Source organism: Winogradskyella sp. (assembly GCF_013213835.1).
Lineage (GTDB): Bacteria > Bacteroidota > Bacteroidia > Flavobacteriales > Flavobacteriaceae > Winogradskyella.
In genome coordinates this window covers 571,511-593,249 of sequence record NZ_JABSSU010000004.1, presented here as the reverse complement: position 1 = coordinate 593,249, position 21,739 = coordinate 571,511, and the positions used below count along the sequence as shown (strand labels likewise).

Sequence of the window (21,739 nt, the reverse complement as noted above, 5' to 3'; positions counted from 1 at the left end):
ACCACACCATCCATAGGATCAGGATTAAAACTGAATATACCTCCAGGCGTAACTACCATGTCTACAAAACCACCTTCACATGTAGGAACTATACTGAAGGTTGAGTCGTCAGGCGGAAGAGTTGTGAATGAAAAAGTTTCTGAAGTCGGACAAACTCCAGCGGTTGTATACTCAACAGTATAAACGGTATTAGGTACAGCATTTGAAACTTCACCTGTTACAGGATCAATTACGGTACCGTCCATTGGATCTGGATTTAAAACAAAAGTTCCACCGTTTAAACCTGTAATTTGAGCTTCAGCTGCATTACACTCAATATTATCCATTGTAAAAGAAGCATCATCAAGTGGTAATACGACTAAATTAAATTCAGGAACAGCGGATGCGCTAAAACAATTGGCATCTGTTACACTCTCAATTCTTACAAATATTTCTTGTGGATTTACGGTATTAGAAAATAATAACGGTAAAGCACCTACACCAGACTGTGCATCTGTTGCACTTAAGTGATAAGTAACATTGTAATTAACATCTGATTGTGGCCCTAATACACCTAAACTTTGTAAACTTAAATCGAATTCCTCAATCCCATCTTCTGAAAGGTCGTCACACAATTCTAAATCTGGAACTGTATTTATCGTTGGCTGAGTAGATGCCGACAAGAAGAATGAATTTGTAATAAAACAAGTTTGTGAATTATCTGCCAAACGCACCCATATTTCTTGTGGATTAACCGTGTTCGTGTAGGTTGTTGGTAAGGCACCTATATTGTCTATAGCATCTTGTTCCGATAAATGGTAGCTAATTACAAAATCCAATGGATCTTGTACACCTAATACGTCATCATCGTTTAAACTTAAATCAAAATCTGCTATACCCGTAGCACTACAGCCAATTAAATCAGGCACAGGATTCAATTGAGGACTTGGTCTAAACTCAACCAAAATGGAATCAGAAGTTTGACATACACCAGTAAAAACAACATCTACGGAATAAGTACCACCTTGAGTAATGGTAATTGTAGAACTTGTTTCACCAGGTATTTCAGTACCTTCAAAGTACCAAACGTGATTGGCAGTTGTAACACCTGTATCAAGTGTAATTGATTCACCACCACATTCTGCAGTACCAGCTGCAATAGTAATATCATCACCTAAATCACCACCTAAATCAAAACTTCCTGCCTCTAAAAAAACCGCAGCATCGAATGCTGTGTCTTGATCATCAGCAATTACTAATTTTATAGTGTAACTATCATTTGGTACCACTGCAGAAGTTGCAGCCATTCTTGTTGTGTATCCTCTAAAATCAATGGGTGCATTAGCTGGTGGTTGTCCGGTAGCACCATAAAACACGTCAAAAAACTCGGGATTTACGGAATTACAACCACCATTATGTGCTTGGTCTCGTACATTTAAAACGGAAACCACATCTGTGGTACCAGGTACTATGGCTATATTCTCTGTTACACCTGTATTATTATTAGTTAATAAAAAAGCAAATGCATCGGTAAAACTACATTGAAAAGTCCCGTATTCTTCAGAAGCAAATATGTAATTAAAACTTATGTTATCCGCCAATGGCACAAAATCGAACTGGATAAAAGAGGCGTTGTTAGTTATTCCTGGAGTTAATCCAATTGCATTTTCTAAATCTGTATCACCAGGCCAAGCGCCATTGCCATCACTGAGAGTACCTTGTTCAGGACCTTCTGCATTTTCGGCATCTCCAGTAGTTAAAAGAATACCTTCTGTAAAGTTGAAATTTATACCATCACTAACAAAATAACCAATACCATTTGTAGAGCCAAAATCAGAACCTGTAGAACTAATTACGTTTGAAACAGAGGCGCATGGACTATTAACTAAAACATCTTCTATTAACTGAACGTCAGTATAAGTTGATTGATCAACTTCAATGAATGGACCTAAAACTATTACAGTTATGTTTGCTAAACCTGTACAGCCCTGAGGATTAGTATCTTCTACAATCAACGTAACGTTATAAGTTCCTGCGGTTGCATATGAATGAGAAACATTCTCACCAGTTGCAGTATTAAAATCTCCAAAATTCCATTCATAGCTAGCTCCTGTTCCATCCTGAGAAAAAGTCGCACTACCAGAAAAATCTATATTTTCACCTGGTGTCACAACGACAACACCAGATCCGTTCGGTTCCGGAACTGTACCGTCAATTGAGGCAACAATATCTTGACAAGGTGATGCACATAGAATGTTGGCTATCCAACCAGGGCCACTACCAGATCCATCTGATGTAAATTCTAAGGTTAAACATCCCGACACATTAGTATCCGATGCTGATATTGTACCGATTGGTACTGGACCAGAAAAGGTACCGAGAACAGGTGCGGTTGTGTCATCACCATCATAAATAACCAAGAAATCTACATTCAATTGAGTTACAAATTGAGTAAATTCTAAAATTATAAAATCATCAACGTTTTGCGGACAAATAGTTGTCGTGAAATTCTCATTATCACCATAATTCCCAAATTCACCACCTGAATCTAAAAGTCTATCTGGCGCACATCTATTGAAGACGCCATTTTCCATTACAACATCTTGTGAATATCCAATGAAAGACAGCACTAATGCTATTGCGTAGAATATCTTTTTCATAAGTCGATTGGACGTTAGATATTATAAATAACATCTAAGAAGGTCCTTATTTTTCTGTTAGTTAGTTTTTAAAACAACTTAGAGCGCAATTTGAACTATGTCATTTTTAAACAAGTACGAAATTTAAACAAATTATATCAATCTATTCAAGAATTTAGCTAGAAAACATAATATAAAGGCTTAACGTATAATTTTGATATTTCATATTTTTGCAAAAAAGAATTGAAATGACAAAAATATCTATCATACCCACTTCTAACGAAACTATCATTAAGTTTGAAGCAGACCGCTTTTTAACTAATCATAATAGTTATGAATTTAATAATATTGATGATGCCAAAAACTCACCTTTGGCTCAACAATTATTCTATCTACCATTTGTAAAAAAAGTCTATATAGCATCTAATTTCATTGCAGTTGAACGCTATAATATTGTTGAATGGAAGGACGTACAAGATGAAGTTGCAGAACAAATTGAAAATTACTTGTCTGGCAATGGTATAGTAGTTACTGAGGATGCTTCTAAACCAAAAGCTGCTGTAACTGTTTATGCGGAGAGTACACCAAACCCAAGTGTTTTAAAATTTGTTTGTAATAAGGTGTTAGTCCCAAATTTGTATGAGTTTACATCTATAGAAGAAGCTAAGCCTTCTCCTTTGGCAACTGAACTATTTCAGTTTCCTTTTGTGAAAAACGTTTATATGGAGAAGAACTTTATCTCCATTACTAAGTTTGATATTATCGAATGGGAAGAGATCACACTACAACTTCGCGAATTTATTAAATCTTATGTAGAGCAAGGAAAAACTATATTAAATGATGATGCACCGAAAAAACTAAATAAGACTGAAGAAGCTATTGAACGTAAGTTTGAGGCTTTGGATGATACTTCAAAAAACATTGTAAATATTCTTGAAGAATACGTAAAACCAGCTGTAGCAAGTGATGGTGGAAATATAGAATTCAGATCTTATGACGACAAAACTAAAAAAGTAGAAGTTTTATTACAGGGTGCGTGCAGTGGTTGCCCGTCTTCTACTTTCACCTTGAAAAATGGGATAGAAAATATGCTCAGAGAAATGCTTAATGATACCTCAATAACTGTTAATGCTATAAATGGATAATAGTGGAATGTGACCAATGAATTTTTTCTGTTTCTAAATCATACTAACACATAAAACTATAAATAAAAGAATATGGAAGATTACATAGAAAAATTTAAAGAACTGTTAATAGATTACACCCCAAAAGTTCTAACTGCTTTAGCCATTTTAATCATAGGTCTAATATTAATCAAGTTTGTGATTAATATGTCCAAAAGCGTTATGAAAAAACGTGGTGTTGACGAAACATTACAAAAATTTTTGGAAAACCTCTTGAGCTGGACATTAAAGATTTTACTATTTGTCACAGTAATTTCTAAACTAGGAGTAGCAACAACCTCCTTCGCAGCAATCATTGGTGCCGCAGGTTTAGCCATTGGTTTAGCCCTGCAAGGATCCTTATCTAACTTCGCTGGAGGTGCACTTATAATGATTTTTAAGCCATTTAAAGTTGGTGATTTAATAGAGGCACAAGGTGAATTGGGTGTGGTTAAGGAGATTCAAATTTTCATAACACAGCTTAATACTCCGGAGAATAAGTTGGTTATAATCCCTAATGGTGCTTTATCTAATGGAAATATTGTCAATTATACAGCAGAAGGTCAGTTGAGAGTTGATCTTACCTTTGGAGTAAGTTACGATGCTGACATTAAACAAACTAAAGATGTATTAATGGGTGTTTTAACTTCACATCCAAAAGTACTTAAGGATCCAGTGCCAACTGTAAATGTTTCTGAACTCGCTGATAGTTCTGTTAATTTTGCTGTTAGACCTTGGGCCAATGTAGCAGATTATTGGGATGTTTATTTTGATGTTCACGAAAATGTGAAAATCGCTTTAGATGCTGCTGGTATTGAAATCCCTTATCCTCATTCAGTAGAAATACAAAAACAAGGTTAAGACTTCTTTTTGATGATCACAAAATCCTTTAAGTAATAAGGTTCAAAATAGGCGACATCTTCGATGTCGCTTTTTTTATACTTTATATCCGAAAGCAAAGCCATTTCATTAGCAGATGGTAATTTACCTTCAATGTAATAAGCATTAGGATGATTTATAAGATTTTTAGTCTTTTCAACCCCATTACCAATAAAATAAACTTTACCATTTTCTAACAGTTTGTTATAACTATTTTCAGTCAGTACCTCAGCTTTTATTTCACGATATAATTGATGTTTGTGATTATAAATTGCAGAGTACACCTCCATGCGTCTTGCGTCTAGCATTGGCACAATATGGCCATCATCAATCTTTACTTGATGCGCTAAACTCTCTAATGTATCTACAGAAATCAGCGGTTTATTTAAAGCATAACTTAGTCCTTTTGCAGAAGACACACCAATACGTAAACCTGTGTAAGACCCAGGACCTTTACTTACCGCAATAGCATCAACATCTTTTCGGTTTAATTTAGCATCATTAAAAACGTCATTAATATATACGTGAAGTGTTTCTGCATGCGAGTAACCAGCACTATTATCCTCTTTTAAAACTAAAATCTCCCCATCTTTAGACAGAGAGACTGAACAATTCGTTGTTGCTGTTTCTATATTTAATATATATGCCAACGTAAATGTTTAAAATACACAAAGGTCTAATACAAATGTTCCATTAATCTGACTTCCGTCTTGTCCATTTGCTGTAATAGTTCCTGTTAAAGTTTCTGCATTTGCATCATACGCAGTAATGGTTACTGTACCACAAGTTGCAAATTCTGCCGTAGTAGTTACTGAATTTGCCTCTATTCTATTAAAGTTAATAGCTGATCCGCCCGTATCGGTATAGTTATATGATGATAAACTTAAATCATCTATTAGAAATTTAATTGAATCTTGGTCACCTAGACCATTTCCAAATTCTGGAAATACACAATCGTTATTAGTCCTATTTTCGACGTAAATTGTACAAGAATATCCATTATTTCCACCAGGTGCAAGAATAAATGTACCACCAGGTGAGACAAAGTTGTCGCCTCTAAAATTTCCTTGCGCAGTTTGATTTAATGGATCTGCACAATTGCTTTCACCACCTCCACCATCATCCGAACTACTACATGAAATAAATAAGGCTACAACAAAAACTAGTGAGAATAACTTCTTTAACATATTTAAATTTTTAATTGATATTAATGGATGGCGGATCTACAAAATTTATTCTTCGCCAATATCTTCCGACTTATTAGATTTTTTCTTGTTCTTAATTTCAATCATATCGCCAGGCTTTAAGGTTTTTGAAACCATATTATAAGGACCTGTAATGATTTTGTCTTCTTTATTTAAACCAGAAACAACTTCTATATTAGTATCATCTTGTATACCTGTTTCAACCACCTTTAATTTTGCCTTACCATCAACATTTACAAAAACGCATTCAAACTTTTCTTCCTCTTTAGACTCATCATCTTCCTCAATATCCGAATCATCCTTTTTACCGTAAGATTTCTTTACAGAACTAGTATCTGTTTTTATTACAATAGCACTAATTGGTACAGCAATAGCGTCTTTCCTGGTTTTCGTGATAATATCAACGGTTGCTGTCATACCAGGTCTAAAGGGTGAATAACCTTCAGGCTTACCTTCAGTTAAATCCTTATAAGATTCCTCAAGGATTCTTACTTTCACTTTAAAGTTAGTGACTTGATCTGCTGCTAAAGTTCCTGCCGCAGAGTTTGCAATTTCCGTCACAACACCTTTAAATTCCTTTTTTAAGTAAGCGTCTACTTCAACAATTGTTGAATCACCAATACTCACTTTTACAATATCATTTTCATTAACATCAACCTCAACTTCCATATTGTTTAAGTTAGCAACTCTTAATATCTCAGTACCTGCCATTTGCTGGGTACCTACTACACGTTCGCCCAACTCTACATCTAATTTAGAAATAGTACCATCCATCGGAGCATAAATTGTAGTACGTGTTAAGTTATCTTGGGCCTCATTAACACTAGCCGCTGCACTTTGCACATTATAATAAGCAGAACTTTTAGCTGCAGCTGCCGTCTCATAAGCTGCTATTGCTCTATCCCAATCTGCCTTAGAAATAACACCTTTATTAAAAAGTGCTTCATTTCTATCATAATCAGCTTTTGCTTGTTTTAGAGTAGCTTCTGCTTGCTCTAAATTTGCTCTAAAATTTTGATAAGATGCTTGAGTTCTATTAACCGCAGATTGTATTAAATCTGGATTAACTCTTACCAATAAGTCTCCCTTCTTAACTTCTTGACCTTCCTTAAATGGTAACTCTAAAATTTCACCTGATACCTCTGAAGAAATCTTTACTTCTACTTCTGGTTGAATTTTACCAGTAGCAGAAACAGTTTCTACAATATCCATTAACTTCACTTCCTTAACGGTAACTTCTTTAAAGTTTCCTTTTTTTCCAAAAAGACCCATTTTAGCACCAGCTATAATGGCGATAAGTAAAATGGCGATAACTCCTATAGCTATCTTTGCAGTTTTGCTCATTGTATATTAATTTAAAACTGATATTGGTAAACCAAAATAAAATTCTAAAATCTTAACTCTAAAGATATAATCATATTTTGTTCTTACTACATCAGATTGCGCGTTTTCGTATGCTGTTCTTGATTGATTAAAGTCGAATGAATTAGAAAGACCAACGTCATAACGTTCTTTAGCATACTCAAATGCTAAACGTCTAGCTTCTTCAGTCTGTACCGCGGCCTCATATGATTTTTTTGAATTCTTAGCATCATTATAAGCCTGGTATACTGTAGATTCTAAATCTAATTCTGCTTGTTCTAATTGATACTTTAATCTTTCAACTTGAACTTTTTGTCTCTTAACATTATTTCTAACATTAAATCCATTAAAAACTGGAACATTTAGTTGAAGACCAACTGATGTACCATCAAAGAGATATAATTGATCTACAAAAGAAATATCTTCACCTGTAAACGGATTTATTTGAGAACTTGCCCATCTTGTGTTGTAACCAACAAATCCTCTAAGTGTAGGATAAAAGTCTGCTCTTGCCAATTGTAAGTCCTTTTCAGCTAAATTATAATTGGCCTCTGCAATTTTAACATCATTTACTTCTTCTTTAGCTTTTTGTGCTATTTCACCTGGTTTTTTGTCTAAAATATCTGTAGCGACCAAACCGTAATCTTCATCTACAATGTCAAAATTCTCATAATCTTTTAATTGTAACGTTTGTGCTAAACCAAACTTAGAAATAAACAGTGCATTCTCAGCTGCGATAATTTGTTGTGCTTGTGTTGCATCGGTTGCTTGTAATTCTAACAAATCACCTTGTGGTAAAACACCAGCATCAACCAAATCTTGAGTGTTTTTAATGTTTTCTTTAGTGACTGAATTTTGTGCTTGCAGCACCTTTAGTTGTTCTCTATTTGCTAATATCTGTAAAAATGAATTTGCTACTATCAGTGAAATATCATCCTTCATCTTGTCTAAACGATACTCTGAAGCTATCTTATTTAATTTTGCTCTCTGTAGGGCTTTCCAGTTAGCAAATCCGGAAGAAATATTTATACCTGAACTAACTCCACCCGATGCAGATCTAAATGTTGCATTCTCAAACTGGTTTGTTGCAGGGTTAATATTGGCACCTGTATTAATATTATATGATGCATTCGAGTTTAAGTTTGGCAAAAAATTGCCTATTGCGCCTAATTTATCTATTTCTGCTAAATCTACATCTAACTCTGACTGCTGAATAGAAATATTATTTTCTAAGGCATAATTCACACACTCTAAAAGCGTCCACTTCTTATCTTGAGCTTGTGCAAAAATTCCGAAAAGGAATGCTATAATGACGATTGATTTTTTCATGATGTAATATATGTCTTGATATATTGTAATGTGTTACACTAAATTTTAAAATTATTGTCCTCCGTATTGAGGTGGACCCTGAAGTTGATTCCAAACTTTAATTTCATCTGTTTCAGAAAGACCCTTTATAACTTCTACATATATTCCATTGCTTAGTCCTAACTCAACATCTCTTCTTTCAAACTTTTGATCTCCTATAGCAACCTCAACGTATGGCTCTTTAGTTTCTTGATCATATTGGACTAAAGCCTCCTTAATCGCCAGTACATCTTCAACCTTATCTAAAATAATAGAAGCGTTTGCACTTAATCCTGCTCTTATGAATGTAGAGTCAATGGCTTTCAAAGATCCTTTTATTTCGAACTGAATAGCACCATTTTCCTCAACACCTTTAGGTGCAATATAATCTAATACAGCATCAAATTTTTGGTTTTCAATAGCACCAACTGTAATCTCTAATGGTAAATCTTCTTTAATTTTTCCTACTTCACTTTCGTCAACTTTACCTTCAAAAATCATTTTCTTAACATCTGCTAGAGACGCTATGGAAGTACCCTCATTAAAATTGTTAGCTTCTATGACTTGATTTCCAGCTTTTACTGGAACATCTAAAACCATACCTGCAACGGTTGCTCTAACTTGTGTCTGCGCAATTTTACCAAGCCCAGAAGTTGTACCCGTTTTTATGATGTCATAGTTTTGACGTGATTGTTGAACATTTATTCTTGCTTGTTCTACTTGTTGTTTTGCTTGTAAATATGTGTTATTTACTTGATCAAAATCATTAGCTGCAACTACACCTTTTTCGAAAAGCTCTTTCTGTCTATCATAAATTGCCTTTTGAGTTTTATAATTTATCTCGGCTGTCTGAAGCGCGGTTTGGTTTGAGGCAATATTATTCTTTGCGCTAGTTAAGTTTGAAACATTGGGAATCACTCTAATTTTTGCAATTAAATCTCCCTGATTTACAAATTCTCCAGCTTCAACAAAAACTTCATCAACCACGCCCGAAATATTTGGCTTGATTAATACTTCCTCCTCTGGCACAATGCTTCCGGTAGCTACAGTTTTGACAACAATAGTTTCTTTAGAAGCTTTTTCTGTAGTATACCTTACAGGATCTTCTTGGTTTTTAGACCATAAGTAATATAAGGCTGCACCAAATACAATCACTATTAAAGCTAAAACGATAATGGTTGTAGTTCTTTTCATTTTTATGTATTCTTATCTTTTATTATTCTATTCTTAAAGCGTCAACTGGTTTCATTTTAGTCGCACTATTTGCGGGTATTAATCCTGCTAATAAACCAGAAACCACTAATATTATTAGAGCCGTAAATACGACCTGCATGCCAACACTTGGGTTGGCAAAATTCTCTACTGGACCAACATTATCTAACACCGTATTCATCACCCAAATCACCAAAGCTGCAAACGATATACCTACCATACCTGAAAGAATAGTTAGAATTAAACTTTCTTGTAATATTTGACTTTTAATTGACCAAGGTGTGGCTCCCAAAGCTCTTCGCACCCCAATTTCCTTAGTACGTTCTTTGACCACGATTAACATGATATTGCTAATACCAATAATTCCAGACATTAAAATAAGTGCACCCACAAAGTAACCTACAACTGAAAGAATATTGAACAGCCCATTGATTCTACCAAACTGCTCTGACAAATCAAAATGACCAATAGCTCTTACGTCTTCAGGATGTATTTTGTGTCTAGTCCTCATTAATGTAAATATGCGTTCTTTGACAGCTGTTATACTTATTTGATCGTTAGCAGTAATTGCCATCCAACCAACTATATCACCAAAATTAAATGCCTGATTAAATGTTGTAAACGGAATAAATACCGTATTTGCCTCTTCTTCTGAGTTGCCCTGGCTATTGCTTATCTTGAAAGTACCAACTACCATAAAATTAACTCCGTTAATCTTTATGTAACTTCCTATTATATCTTCACCTTTATCGTAGAGTCCATTAACAACATCTGGTCCTATAACACATACTTTTCTTTTGGCATTTATATCTGTATAATTTATAAAACGCCCTTGAAGAATATCCATAGGTTTTTGCTTAATAAACTCAGGATAATCACCATAAATCTGGAATGCGCCGGTTTTTGTCCCACGAATTACGTTATTAGCACCTTGATAGCCTCCTAATTGATTTCTTGGAGACACATATTTTAATTCTGGTACTTCAGCTTTTAGAGCATCAACATCATCTATTTTATAATTGAAATATCTATTTTTAGGTAATCCTTTGTATGGTTTTGATGTGCCTTGTGTCCACATAAACATAGAATTGGTTGCAAAATCTCCAAAATCTGCAGTCACCCCATTTCTTAAACCATTAGTTAAAGCTAACAAAAGTACTAATATTGCTATACCCCAAAACACACCAAATGCAGTAAGTAAAGTTCTTATCTTATTTGCATTTAATGCCTCAATTATTTCTGACCAGCGATCTTTATTAAACATACTATTCGTCTCTTAATGCTACTATAGGTTTAATTTTTGCGGCTCTATAGGCAGGAATAAACCCCGCTAGTGCACCTGCAAACACTAATATAAATACAGTTGTTAAAGCAGTTCTAAAATCAACTTGGGGGAATTTAATAAAAGGACTATCTACTTGTGGACCTAATAACTCAAGAAGACCTAACCCAAAGATTAACCCAAACAAGCCTGAGAACATTGTTACAAAAATTGCTTCTTGTAAAATCATTGCTATAATTGATAACGGCTGAGCACCTATAGCTTTTCTTATACCAATTTCTTTTGTTCGCTCTTTCACTATAATAATCATAATATTACCAACGCCAACTACACCTGCAATTATGGTTCCGATACCAATAAACCAAAATACAGCGGCTATTGTGTCAATTAACGAATAAATCTTTCGAGCTTCTTCTAAAGTATTCCAAACCCTGATAGCTGCATCGTCATCTGGCGATATAAGATGTTTTTGTTTTAAATCTGTCTCTATCGCTTTAGCTAAATTCTCAGAAATGGCAACGGTTTCGTCAAAATTATCAGTCATTTTAACGGTAAACTCAATATGCCTTACATCATCTCCACCATTAAATGCTTTTTGAACAGTCGTAATTGGTAACATAATGTTACTTTCCTCGCGCTCACCTCCAGGATCTGTATAAACACCAACCACCTTAAAATTAAGCCCCCAAACAGATATGTACTTATCTATTGGGTCTTCATCTTTAAATAAATCTGATTTTACCTTTTTACCTATTACAACAACTTTTTTTGCCTCATCAAGGTCAGCTTGATTTATAAATCGACCAGTAAGCACATCACAATTTTCAATAAACTGACCATCTGGCATCATACCTCTTAACGTATAATTTCCTGACTCATTTTTATAAGTAGTTTGTCCTCCCCAAATATTATAATTAGAAGATCTGTACTCTAAATAATCATCATAGGTATTGGTTAGCATATCGAAGTCTTCGTTTTTTAACTGAATTCTTCGTCCAGGATTGAGTCCCTTATAACCTTTTGTGGTAATTCTAGTTCTTACCCCAATTTCATTAGTAGCATCTTGCTGAAACTCTGAAGTAACACCGTTTTTTAATCCAGAACTCACTCCAAGTAAAATCACCAAAATAAAAATACCCGAAGCCACCGAAAGTCCAGTTAAAAAAGTACGCAACTTATTTTTGCGAAGTGTTTCGAATATTTCTTGCCAACGTTCTACGTTAAACATACTGTTTTGCTCTAACTTGTTCTACTGGGCTATCGTCTATAATAATACCATCCTTTAGATTAACTATACGCTTTGTCATTTGAGCGATATCATGTTCGTGAGTTACAACTAGAATAGTTTTGCCGTCATCGTTGATACCTTGGATTAATTCCATTACCTCATAAGATGTTTTTGTATCTAAGGCACCTGTAGGTTCATCTGCTAATAAGACTTTAGGATCACTCGCTAGGGCTCTAGCGATGGCTACACGTTGTTTTTGTCCACCTGACAATTCACTTGGTAAATGATGTGACCAGTCTGCCAGACCAACTTTTTCGAGATAGTGTAGTGCCTTTTCATTGCGTTCCTTGCGTTTAATACCTTTATAATACAATGGCATGGAGACGTTATCTAAAGCACTTTTGTAATTTATTAAATTGAAAGATTGAAATATGAAGCCTAAAAATTCGTTTCTGTATTTGGCAGCAATCTTCTCATTAAGATTTTTTATAGGAACACCATCGAGAATATATTCACCTTCATCAGCTTCATCTAGCATACCGAGTATATTAAGCAATGTAGACTTACCTGATCCTGAAGAACCCATAATAGAAACCAGTTCTCCTTCTTTTACTTCGAAATTAATTCCTTTTAATACGTGAAGCGTATTGCTCCCCATATGATAAGACTTGTGCAAATCCTTTATCTGGATCATAAGTTGATTGGTTATTAAGTGCAATTTTAAGAAATATAACAAGGTTGATGTGCCAACAAATTGTTAAGACTTCTTTTACAAACTCTTATAACTAAGACTACTGAAACACAATTATGTTACAGTTATTCTTCAATAGTTTCTGAATTTGGGGATTTTTTATAGGTTTTGTAGACTATATAACCTATTGTACCAACCAAAATATATGGAATTGCCATTAAGAACATGATACCATCATTAATACCTTCTGCGGCAGATTGTTCCTCCCCACTTTCTAAAACTGCTCTGCACATAGCGCATTGTGCATTCACTTCAACACAAAACACAAATAAAAAAAGTAAAAGGAAGAATTTACGCTTCATAATTACATGTAATATGGTGAAATCATAAAGTACACAATTACACCTGTTACAGCAACATAAAGCCATATTGGGAATGTGATCTTGGCTATTTTCTTATGCCTTTCTATATTATTTGTTATAGCTCTCACATAAGTCACTAAAACAAAAGGGATTACAACAATAGACAATAAAATATGCGTAATTAATATGAAATAATAGATGTATCTCGTTGATCCTATTGCCTCTTTTTCTGAAACATCAAGATTGCCGTCATGATTTATATCACCAAACATTGTAGAATCACTTGTCATATGATATGCCACATACAACACTAGAAAAACAACAGAACACCAAATGGCCGTTCGCATTAAATTTTCATGCAAAACGATGTTCTTATTTTTAATGGCTATTAGTGCTACAATTAACAATATTGCTGTAAAACCATTTATTGCCGCATATACGGGAGGTAACATTGTTAAAGGCTGAACATCAAAGCCCAATTCTCTCAAATTAATGCCGAACAAGGCTGCAACTGCCAATGGAATAACTATTGACAATACAACAATCCATTTATTATATTTTTTCTCTTTATCTAAGTCTACTTTATTCATATTAGGATAATAAACAACACCTTTTAAGGCGCTTTTTTTTGATTACTCTTTTAATAATTTAGCGATGTCTTCTTTTAATATGGTTATTTCTTGCGGAATACCTTCATCATCCATAGCTTCTGATTCTGATATTAGTCCATTATAAAAAATCAATGGATTACCGAAGTTATCTCTACGAGATCTAATAAAACCTTCCTTATCTATTAATGCAAAATTACCTGAATGCTCAAAACCACCTTCTACTGTTTCATCTCGTGCTGTAAACAAGTTAAATCCGTCATTAGCCAGCGAGTAAATAGTTTCCTCTTCACCTGTCATTAGATGCCAATTTGGATTGGTAATTTTGTAATTCTCAGCATATGCTTTTAATACTTCTGGCGTATCCACATCAGGGTTTATGGTAAATGATGCTACTCCAAACTCTTCAAAATCTTTAAAGTGATTTTGCACCTCTACTAAATTCCTATTCATTATAGGACATATAGTAGGACATGTTGTGAAAAAGAACTCTACAACATAGACTTTACCTAAAAAATCTTTATTGGTTATTGTTTTACCATCTTGATTTGTAAAACTGAATGCAGGTACTTTCTTAGGTTCATTATTAATTTCTAAATAAGCTAAGTCACTTTTCTTTTTTGGTGTTGTTGAAGACACCTCATTACTTCTACTTTCATCTCTAGTGACATCGCCGTCACTTATACGATTAATAATTTTGGGTATAACAAGTATACCAAAGACCAAAATTATAAATGCAATACTTACATATGAATAATTATTCTTTTTACTCATTCTTTAAATCTTTTGATCGTCTATTATTAGAATCTACAAATTTGCCTTTTCGCTTTTGTCTATATTCTGTAAATAAAATTCTTACATCATCAATCATTTTGTTCTTTACTTCAGACACTTCAATACAATCATAAGAACTTAAACTATATACAGGTATGTTTTTTTCGATCTCTTTCTCTTCTCTATCATCTGTTCTTCCTCTTTGATTTCTTTCTTTGTCAATCACAAAAACGTGATCTGTAGACAAATTTTCGTCAAGATTCTCTTCAAACAATAAACTTTTAAAAACAGCTTTAATCTCATCTTCTGACAGATATAGATAGTGCCAAAACTTTAACTCTTCGTAACGTTCTACTTCAGCTTTTAACTCCTTATAATAATCCTCAAAACCCTTTGGTGCGACTACTACAACCTGAAACTTTTTGAAACCTTTAAACTTATCGTAAACAAGTTCTTTTAAATTGGAGGCAGCAATTGAATTATCTAAAGGCTTTTTACCAAAAAACGCTAAAACTGTGATATGATCTTGTAATTTTACATCTTCCTGACTGTAAAAATCAGTAACGTTGTTATTTACAATTTCTAATGGTGTATAGTTATGAGTAGATGGATAGAGCATGAGCAAAAAAGCTACAGGCAAAAAGAACAAAATACTTAATACAGCATACCGTTTTGTCTTTTTCATATTCATCTTTAAGAGTGTCTAAATTTGTTTTGCAAAAATAAAAAAGGTGGTTTAGACAAAACACCTTTTTAATATCTTATTTAGCACTTCATACATTGCTAAATTCTATAGTTCTTTGACTTTAAAATCCTTAGAAATCTCTTTTTATTAATGCGTCTTCACCGTTATAAACTCCAAACACATAACCACCTTCTTGTAAAAGGATAAAGATTAAATAACAAATTAAGAAAACACCTGTCCATACTACAGCTCTTCTTAATCCCTTTGTTTCATCACGCATATGCATAAAATCCCAAGTAATATAGTATGCTTTCACAATTGTAAGCAAGATAAAAATTAAGTTTAAAGGTTTCATGTAAATAAATGCAGAGAAAATGATATTTCCTAAAGTTGCAAAAAAGCCACCTTCAAACGGAGTCATCCAAGTATGCATTAATACATCTGGTTTGTAAATACCTAAAACAACTTCAATAGCAGTTACAAAAGTTAAGAATGCTAAAACTCCCCAGATTTTTTGTGTGTTGGACTTGAATTTCCAAAGTCCTCTAAATATCTCTAATTTATGCTCGTGTGCCATAATTTATTTTATAAATGCTTTTTAAACTAAGTAGAAGAATGTAAATACGAATACCCAAACTAAATCGACAAAGTGCCAGTACAATCCAACCTTTTCTACCATTTCATAGCTTCCTCTTCTTTCGTATGTTCCAAGAACTACATTAAAGAAAATTATGATGTTAATTACCACTCCTGAAAATACGTGAAATCCGTGGAAACCTGTTATAAAGAAAAAGAAGTCTGCAAACAGTGATGTACCATATTCATTGACTACTAGGTTAGCACCTTTAACAACCAACTTACCATCTTCTTTTATCCTTTTTAACGATTCTTCTCTAGATAGGATTGTTTTCTCACCTTCTTCATTTATGATTTGTGTGCGAACTAATACATCTTCATTGGCCTTTAACCCTTCATATATTTCATTCACACTGAATGGTGGTAATGGAGATTCATCAACATACCAAAGACCGTTTTTACGTTCGTGTTGAGTTCTTTCAGATGCTGTAGCAATCGCTAAATCTTCTATTGAAACTCTTTTGAATTTTTCTTTACCATCTACAGTCTCATATTTACCAAACTGTAAGATATTACCACCTTTAGTTTGAACAGCACCGTAATCACCTTGAATAAATGTTGCCCATTCCCAAGCCTGAGATCCAACGAATATTAAACCACCAATGATGGTTAAGAACATGTAAAGCGTCACTTTGGCCTTATTCATGTGATGACCTGCATCTACAGCTAGTACCATAGTTACAGAAGACATAATAAGAATAAAGGTCATAAATGCCACATAGATCATTGGTAATTCTTGTCCATGTAAAAACGGAACGTGAGTGAACACCTCATCTGCAATAGGCCATTCCTTTATAAATTTAAATCTTGAGAAACCATAGGCCGCCAAGAAACCAGAAAATGTTAATGCATCAGACAAAATGAAGAACCACATCATCATCTTACCATAACTTGCTTTTAAAGGCTTATTACCTCCATCCCAAGTATTTCCTTCTGTGCCAGTACCAACTACTGTAGAATCCATAAAATTGATTTAATTTTTTTTTAAGATTGGACAAAAATAATCAAATTATATCTCTAAAAAAATATAAAAACAAAAAGAGCACAAGCCAAAGCAGGTCTACGAAATGCCAGAAATTAGCAGCAAGTTCTAAACCCAACATATTATTGGGATTGTACTTTTGTTTAAAATGATTATAAATAACAACAATTATTGATAACAACCCAGCAATAACGTGTCCTATGTGGACAATTGCTATCAAATAAATGTAAGACATCGTAATGTTACTTGTTGGACCTGTAAAATTGTAACCATTACTTATAATTTGATTAAATCCTTCAAATTGACTGTAAACAAATCCAATACCCAACACCAAAGTAACCAATAGCCATATAGTAGTCATCTTTATATCGTTATTTTTTAGAGCTTTTTTAGCTAAAATGAACGTTAGACTACTTAATAAAATGACACCTACACTTACTAAAAAAGCATCAGGTAATTCATAATTTAATAACCAATCTTTATCTTTTCGTTGTTTTGAACTTACAATAAATGCACTGATTAATGCCGAAAATGACATTATTAGTGAACCTATCCCAAACCAAAGCATCATTTTCTTTGATCTCGCATTCTTCTCCTTCTCTGTACCTTGTGTTAAATCCATTTCTATCTCAAAAATTTATCTGCTACATAAATAATCTGAAGCATCGTTATATAAAAAACGCTAGATAACATTAACTGCTTCGCTGCCTTAACTGTTCGTTTCTGAAAAAGTTTTAATGCATAAACTAGCATAAGTACACCCAAACCGAATACTAAAATCGCACCAACAATTGTTAATTTCAGTTCGCCTGTAAAACCAAATACCGGAATAATAGACGCCAATATTGTCCATACACTGTATAAGATTATTTGAACCGCTGTACCTTTATCTGGTTTTCCTGTAGGCAACATAAAAAATCCCCCTTTTTTATAATCTTCATACAAAAACCAGCCTATTGCCCAAAAATGAGGAAATTGCCAGAAAAACTGTATCGCAAATAATGTTCCGGGCTCAATTCCGAATTCGCCTCTAGCAGCAACCCAACCCAACATAAAAGGAATGGCTCCTGGCAAGGCACCAACAAAAACAGCTAATGGAGTCTTTGTTTTTAAAGGAGTATAAACACTAGTGTATAAAAAAATTGAAATTGCACCCCACATTGCGGTTTTAGGGTTTATTATATAAAGTGTGACTAATCCTAATACTGTAAATAAACTAGCAATAATAAAAGCTGTGGTTACTGACATTCTCCCAGCCGGAATTGGTCTGTTTTTGGTACGATCCATCAAAGCATCCAAATCTCGCTCAATAATTTGATTAAAGGCATTTGAAGCACCAACCATAAAATAGCCGCCTAATGCTAAAAGTAAAACGACATTAAAGTTTATTTCAACTGCACCTAATAAGTAACCTGCAATAGCAGAGAACACTACACTTATGGACAATCCCATTTTAGTGATTTCCTTAAAATCGGTGAGTACAGAAGGTGCTGAAATTGTAGATTTTATATTACTCAAATCTTAACGATTATTTCTTTTCTTAGCGAGTGCAAAGATAGTTTGAAAAATACTTCTAACCAATGCCAGATTTGAGATTTATTCTATTTAAAATAACTCTATTACCAATACTAAAAATCGTTATACCAATTAAATAGATCTGTTCTTACACCTATGCTAAACCATAAAGTGTTTGAACTCGTTGTTGAAGCTGTTATGGCTTGCGGATTAAAGTCTCTGTAGATGATATTGGTAAACAGTTTTAAATTTGTTTGAGGATTAATGAGATATCCTGCTTGTAGCTCTGTAATAAAACTACTGGTTTTATTTCCTTGAGCAATTTCGATCCCAGTATCGGAAACTCGTATATCCTCGTCACCATAAATATTTCCACCATAATTAAAACTGTCCTCTGGTGTATTAAAATCAAAGCCTCTTTCTCCAAAAATAACTTTGGCATCTGCAAACCATCTCTTATAGTTATACCGTCCTATAAGAACTAATTCTCTAAAATTAGAACCCCAAAGATGCGCCATTGGTTGATTAAAATGCGCATAGTTAAGTATTATAGAATTATGCGCATATGTGTATGGTCTCACTTGATTATACTCTGCTTGTAATAATAAATTATCAACTTTAAATGCATTATAATATTTGACACCTAATTGAAAACCTAATTTATTTTTCCAGCTTTTTTCCCCACCACTGATGTCACTTAATGAGAATTCATCAACCACAAACTGTCCATATATATTGACCTTATTATTCCATTTATATTTTGCACTTAATCCTAATATTGCATTTCCGGCATCTTGACCTGTCTGAAACTCAATAGCTCTAAAGAAGATAATCGGATTAAGATAATTGACATCAAAACCTCTATTATTAGTGTCAGCCCACATAACAGACTCGAACAATCCGATATTAAGACGCTTAGAAACATTCCAGCTTAAGTAATGATTAGCTATATATTTTGTAAAAAATGCACCATCAACCGTAACTGCATCTCTTACATCTTTTAACCACATCCATGTGCTCGTATATTTTATCTTCCAAAAACTAGAATTTAATTTTAGAAACGGATAAGGGCTAGCAACATCACTTTGAAATAATGATCTGTACCCATCACCTATAAAATTCTTGCCATGACCAAATTGAATATTTAAAAAATCTGCTGGTGTATAAGACAAGTAAGCTTCTGCAACAGGATAATCATATGAGTTTTCTTTAAACCTTTTGGCTATTCCTCGACCCGGAATGACAGCAGGATCTGGCCCAAAAGCCTTTAAACTCTCTGCATAATTATTAAAGTATTCTGCAAACCGACCTTGACTTTCATAAACTGAAGTGGACAAATTAAAGCGTTTACCTAATCCTGCTTGAATAAAAATTCCTCTAGTATTATTCCAAGTACTATAATCCGCTTCAGAATCAGAACCTACTTGTAGGTCTAATATAGGATCTACAGTAAACCAATAATCCTTGCCTTGTACTTCAACCAAATGCTCATTATATAACTTTCTTCCAATCCAGGAATCGGTCTGCTTCACGAGTGTTTCTTTTTCAGTCTTTATATCATAATACTTAGCTACATCTGAATAAATAAATGGTTTCGCTGCTGTATGACTATTGGTGCCAATTGCATTCATTTCATCATCAAACCGTGCATAATAAGAATGAGTGAATGGAATATTTAAAACACTACTATATTCTAAATCTACGTAAGGTGTAATTTGAGCATTTACGCTATCAAATTCATTAGATAATGTTGCATTTAAATCATTATTTGCATCAACTGTTTCATTTAAACTCCCATTCTCTTGTTTTAGTGGTGCTTTTAGTGGAATGGATATACTAACAGAATATTGAGAAAAGATTGGTTCACCGTTATATGTCGCTGGTTTTATTTGAGGCAGCATTTGAAACACACGTTCGCTCTCTCTCTTTAACTCCTCATAAATTGCATCGATATATATAATCTTGAATTGTCCCTCTACATTTACTTCAAACAAAACTTGGATATCACCTTGATAATTCTCTTTGTTTACTACTTCAGGAATTTGGAAATTCTCAAAAATGAATGTGTTAAGTGTAAAATTAAAACATGTCTTTAAATCTTGAACATCTTCTTGATTGCAAGCTTCAAAAACAGGTGGTTTTTCATATGCGGAAATATTCTGTGTCCAACCGTAGGACGAAAGAACTAATAAAGAAAATAGCCAGAAATGTTTCATTAAATATTACTATTTATTTAAGCGAAAGATACTTATTTTTTATTTCTAACTGATAGTATTCTATTTCAATAAAAAAGCCGTTATCAACAATAATAACGGCTTAATTTATATCAACTAAACTTATCTAGTTTATCACCTGGAAAGTGATTGGTAAGGTATACAGCACACCTACAGGCACATCTCTTTGAGAACCAGGTATCATTTGAGGTATTTTATTTATAACTCTACGTGCTTCACTTTCTAATTTAGGATGAGGTGCACGCACTTTTACATCTATTACTTTACCATTTTTATCAATAGTAAATTGGGTTTGAATCGTTTGTTTGCCGGATAAACCGTATTCTGACCCTAAATCTGTATTAAATTTCTTGAGCACTAACTTTTGTACCTTCTTTGACATACATTTTTTTCTCTTATCGTTAGTTTTATACTTTTCACAACCAGGATAAATTGGTACAGATTGAATATCTATAAAAGGCACCACAACATTTTCATCTTCAGGATCTTCTTCCTCACTTAAAGTACCAATCTCAACAGGCTCAAAATCATCTGTTGGATCTGTAATCATTAATTTTTCTTCATACTTTGGTGTGTCATCTGGCACTTCTTTTATTTTATCTTTTACTTCTGTTGCTCTATCTACCTTTGGCTTAGTTTCCTTCACCTTTACTTGCTCTACCTTAAATTCTGGTGCAACATCAATTAACGCAACCTCTTCCGTCGCTGCCGTATCAGGAATAAACTTTTTATCCTGAAATTCCATTTCAAAAAGTGCATAGGTACCTAACAAACAAAGTATCAATCCTATTTGAAAATATAGGGTTGAGTTTTTTTGTAGATTTGCATCATGCTTGTTGGACTTTTTTTCTTCAAGTGTGTTCTGACCAACACTCTTGAAATTCTTTTTAGAACTTTTCATAATTATTATTTAAAATGTTAATATTATGATAAAGTCACAATAAGCATACCAAAAG

The 21,739-nt window shown here is 33.6% G+C and carries 21 protein-coding genes; 2 read left to right on the top strand and 19 right to left on the bottom strand.

Going from position 1 to position 21,739, the window contains the following annotated elements; genetic code table 11:
* Window positions 1–2,639 (bottom strand): choice-of-anchor L domain-containing protein (locus tag HRU50_RS08465; protein ID WP_296350142.1); only part of this gene is annotated, 2,639 nt, incomplete at its 3' end.
* A gap of 221 nt (window positions 2,640–2,860) precedes the next feature.
* On the opposite strand from HRU50_RS08465, the gene HRU50_RS08460 reads away from it, so the two are divergent.
* Together HRU50_RS08460 and HRU50_RS08455 are read left to right on the top strand one after the other, a co-directional pair.
* Complete coding sequence (locus HRU50_RS08460; RefSeq protein ID WP_296350173.1) at window positions 2,861–3,763, top strand: NifU family protein; 903 nt, start codon at window positions 2,861–2,863, stop codon at window positions 3,761–3,763.
* Window positions 3,764–3,835: 72 nt separating this feature from the next.
* Window positions 3,836–4,642 (top strand): mechanosensitive ion channel domain-containing protein, encoded by an 807-nt coding sequence (locus tag HRU50_RS08455; protein ID WP_296350140.1) that lies wholly within the window; start codon window positions 3,836–3,838, stop codon window positions 4,640–4,642.
* Here HRU50_RS08455 and tsaB read toward each other — a convergent pair.
* From tsaB to HRU50_RS08365, 18 genes are all read right to left on the bottom strand, one after another.
* Window positions 4,639–5,310, bottom strand: a complete 672-nt coding sequence (tsaB, locus tag HRU50_RS08450; protein ID WP_296350138.1) for a tRNA (adenosine(37)-N6)-threonylcarbamoyltransferase complex dimerization subunit type 1 TsaB — start codon at window positions 5,308–5,310, stop codon at window positions 4,639–4,641. The two genes, HRU50_RS08455 and tsaB, sit on opposite strands and share 4 nt — an antisense overlap.
* Window positions 5,311–5,319: 9 nt before the next feature.
* Complete coding sequence (locus tag HRU50_RS08445) at window positions 5,320–5,847, bottom strand: hypothetical protein (RefSeq protein ID WP_296350135.1); 528 nt, start codon at window positions 5,845–5,847, stop codon at window positions 5,320–5,322.
* Between the two features lie 45 nt (window positions 5,848–5,892).
* Window positions 5,893–7,209, bottom strand: a complete 1,317-nt coding sequence (locus tag HRU50_RS08440; RefSeq protein ID WP_296350133.1) for an efflux RND transporter periplasmic adaptor subunit — start codon at window positions 7,207–7,209, stop codon at window positions 5,893–5,895.
* Between the two features lie 6 nt (window positions 7,210–7,215).
* Window positions 7,216–8,556, bottom strand: coding sequence for a TolC family protein (locus HRU50_RS08435; RefSeq protein WP_296350131.1), 1,341 nt, complete (start codon window positions 8,554–8,556; stop codon window positions 7,216–7,218).
* A gap of 51 nt (window positions 8,557–8,607) precedes the next feature.
* Window positions 8,608–9,768 carry an efflux RND transporter periplasmic adaptor subunit gene (locus HRU50_RS08430; protein ID WP_296350129.1) on the bottom strand — a complete coding sequence of 387 codons (1,161 nt, stop codon included), beginning with the start codon at window positions 9,766–9,768 and terminating at the stop codon, window positions 8,608–8,610.
* Window positions 9,769–9,790: 22 nt separating this feature from the next.
* A complete protein-coding gene (locus HRU50_RS08425) occupies window positions 9,791–11,050 on the bottom strand; it encodes an ABC transporter permease (protein ID WP_296350127.1) in 1,260 nt (419 codons plus the stop codon).
* 1 nt (window position 11,051) lies between these two features.
* Window positions 11,052–12,296, bottom strand: coding sequence for an ABC transporter permease (locus tag HRU50_RS08420; RefSeq protein WP_296350124.1), 1,245 nt, complete (start codon window positions 12,294–12,296; stop codon window positions 11,052–11,054).
* Entirely contained in the window at window positions 12,289–12,990 is a 702-nt protein-coding gene (locus HRU50_RS08415; RefSeq protein ID WP_296350122.1) for an ABC transporter ATP-binding protein, read from the bottom strand. The genes HRU50_RS08420 and HRU50_RS08415 overlap by 8 nt, the downstream gene beginning before the upstream one ends.
* 122 nt (window positions 12,991–13,112) lie before the next feature.
* Window positions 13,113–13,349, bottom strand: coding sequence for a hypothetical protein (locus HRU50_RS08410; RefSeq protein ID WP_296350120.1), 237 nt, complete (start codon window positions 13,347–13,349; stop codon window positions 13,113–13,115).
* 2 nt (window positions 13,350–13,351) lie between these two features.
* Window positions 13,352–13,939, bottom strand: coding sequence for a DUF420 domain-containing protein (locus HRU50_RS08405; RefSeq protein WP_296350118.1), 588 nt, complete (start codon window positions 13,937–13,939; stop codon window positions 13,352–13,354).
* Window positions 13,940–13,981: 42 nt separating this feature from the next.
* Window positions 13,982–14,731, bottom strand: coding sequence for an SCO family protein (locus HRU50_RS08400; RefSeq protein WP_296350117.1), 750 nt, complete (start codon window positions 14,729–14,731; stop codon window positions 13,982–13,984).
* Window positions 14,724–15,416 (bottom strand): hypothetical protein, encoded by a 693-nt coding sequence (locus tag HRU50_RS08395; RefSeq protein ID WP_296350115.1) that lies wholly within the window; start codon window positions 15,414–15,416, stop codon window positions 14,724–14,726. Before HRU50_RS08395 ends, HRU50_RS08400 begins: the two co-directional genes overlap by 8 nt.
* A gap of 130 nt (window positions 15,417–15,546) precedes the next feature.
* The gene (locus HRU50_RS08390) at window positions 15,547–15,993 is read right to left on the bottom strand and encodes a cytochrome C oxidase subunit IV family protein (RefSeq protein WP_296350113.1); all 447 of its coding nucleotides are present in this window, start codon (window positions 15,991–15,993) and stop codon (window positions 15,547–15,549) included.
* A 21-nt stretch (window positions 15,994–16,014) separates the two neighbouring features.
* Window positions 16,015–17,016, bottom strand: a complete 1,002-nt coding sequence (locus HRU50_RS08385; RefSeq protein WP_296350111.1) for a cytochrome c oxidase subunit 3 — start codon at window positions 17,014–17,016, stop codon at window positions 16,015–16,017.
* Window positions 17,017–17,056: 40 nt separating this feature from the next.
* Entirely contained in the window at window positions 17,057–17,656 is a 600-nt protein-coding gene (locus HRU50_RS08380) for a cytochrome c oxidase subunit 3 (protein ID WP_296350109.1), read from the bottom strand.
* 2 nt (window positions 17,657–17,658) lie between these two features.
* Window positions 17,659–18,552: a heme o synthase gene (cyoE, locus tag HRU50_RS08375; protein WP_366927367.1), complete on the bottom strand. Its 894-nt coding sequence runs from the start codon at window positions 18,550–18,552 to the stop codon at window positions 17,659–17,661.
* 110 nt (window positions 18,553–18,662) lie between these two features.
* The gene (locus tag HRU50_RS08370) at window positions 18,663–20,765 is read right to left on the bottom strand and encodes a gliding motility protein RemB (protein ID WP_296350107.1); all 2,103 of its coding nucleotides are present in this window, start codon (window positions 20,763–20,765) and stop codon (window positions 18,663–18,665) included.
* Between the two features lie 124 nt (window positions 20,766–20,889).
* The gene (locus HRU50_RS08365; RefSeq protein ID WP_296350105.1) at window positions 20,890–21,684 is read right to left on the bottom strand and encodes an energy transducer TonB; all 795 of its coding nucleotides are present in this window, start codon (window positions 21,682–21,684) and stop codon (window positions 20,890–20,892) included.
* Window positions 21,685–21,739: the final 55 nt, after the last annotated feature.

Bases quoted from the DNA above. Each gene is read 5' to 3' on its own strand.
- HRU50_RS08415 (WP_296350122.1), bottom strand. From the start codon at position 12,990: ATGATCCAGATAAAGGATTTGCACAAGTCTTATCATATGGGGAGCAAT.
- HRU50_RS08385 (WP_296350111.1), bottom strand. From the start codon at position 17,016: ATGGATTCTACAGTAGTTGGTACTGGCACAGAAGGAAATACTTGGGAT.
- HRU50_RS08420 (WP_296350124.1), bottom strand. From the start codon at position 12,296: ATGTTTAACGTAGAACGTTGGCAAGAAATATTCGAAACACTTCGCAAA.
- HRU50_RS08405 (WP_296350118.1), bottom strand. From the start codon at position 13,939: ATGAATAAAGTAGACTTAGATAAAGAGAAAAAATATAATAAATGGATT.
- HRU50_RS08395 (WP_296350115.1), bottom strand. From the start codon at position 15,416: ATGAAAAAGACAAAACGGTATGCTGTATTAAGTATTTTGTTCTTTTTG.
- HRU50_RS08455 (WP_296350140.1), top strand. From the start codon at position 3,836: ATGGAAGATTACATAGAAAAATTTAAAGAACTGTTAATAGATTACACC.
- HRU50_RS08435 (WP_296350131.1), bottom strand. From the start codon at position 8,556: ATGAAAAAATCAATCGTCATTATAGCATTCCTTTTCGGAATTTTTGCA.
- HRU50_RS08380 (WP_296350109.1), bottom strand. From the start codon at position 17,656: ATGGATTTAACACAAGGTACAGAGAAGGAGAAGAATGCGAGATCAAAG.
- HRU50_RS08430 (WP_296350129.1), bottom strand. From the start codon at position 9,768: ATGAAAAGAACTACAACCATTATCGTTTTAGCTTTAATAGTGATTGTA.
- HRU50_RS08400 (WP_296350117.1), bottom strand. From the start codon at position 14,731: ATGAGTAAAAAGAATAATTATTCATATGTAAGTATTGCATTTATAATT.
- HRU50_RS08365 (WP_296350105.1), bottom strand. From the start codon at position 21,684: ATGAAAAGTTCTAAAAAGAATTTCAAGAGTGTTGGTCAGAACACACTT.
- HRU50_RS08445 (WP_296350135.1), bottom strand. From the start codon at position 5,847: ATGTTAAAGAAGTTATTCTCACTAGTTTTTGTTGTAGCCTTATTTATT.
- HRU50_RS08370 (WP_296350107.1), bottom strand. From the start codon at position 20,765: ATGAAACATTTCTGGCTATTTTCTTTATTAGTTCTTTCGTCCTACGGT.
- HRU50_RS08440 (WP_296350133.1), bottom strand. From the start codon at position 7,209: ATGAGCAAAACTGCAAAGATAGCTATAGGAGTTATCGCCATTTTACTT.
- HRU50_RS08410 (WP_296350120.1), bottom strand. From the start codon at position 13,349: ATGAAGCGTAAATTCTTCCTTTTACTTTTTTTATTTGTGTTTTGTGTT.
- HRU50_RS08425 (WP_296350127.1), bottom strand. From the start codon at position 11,050: ATGTTTAATAAAGATCGCTGGTCAGAAATAATTGAGGCATTAAATGCA.
- HRU50_RS08390 (WP_296350113.1), bottom strand. From the start codon at position 15,993: ATGGCACACGAGCATAAATTAGAGATATTTAGAGGACTTTGGAAATTC.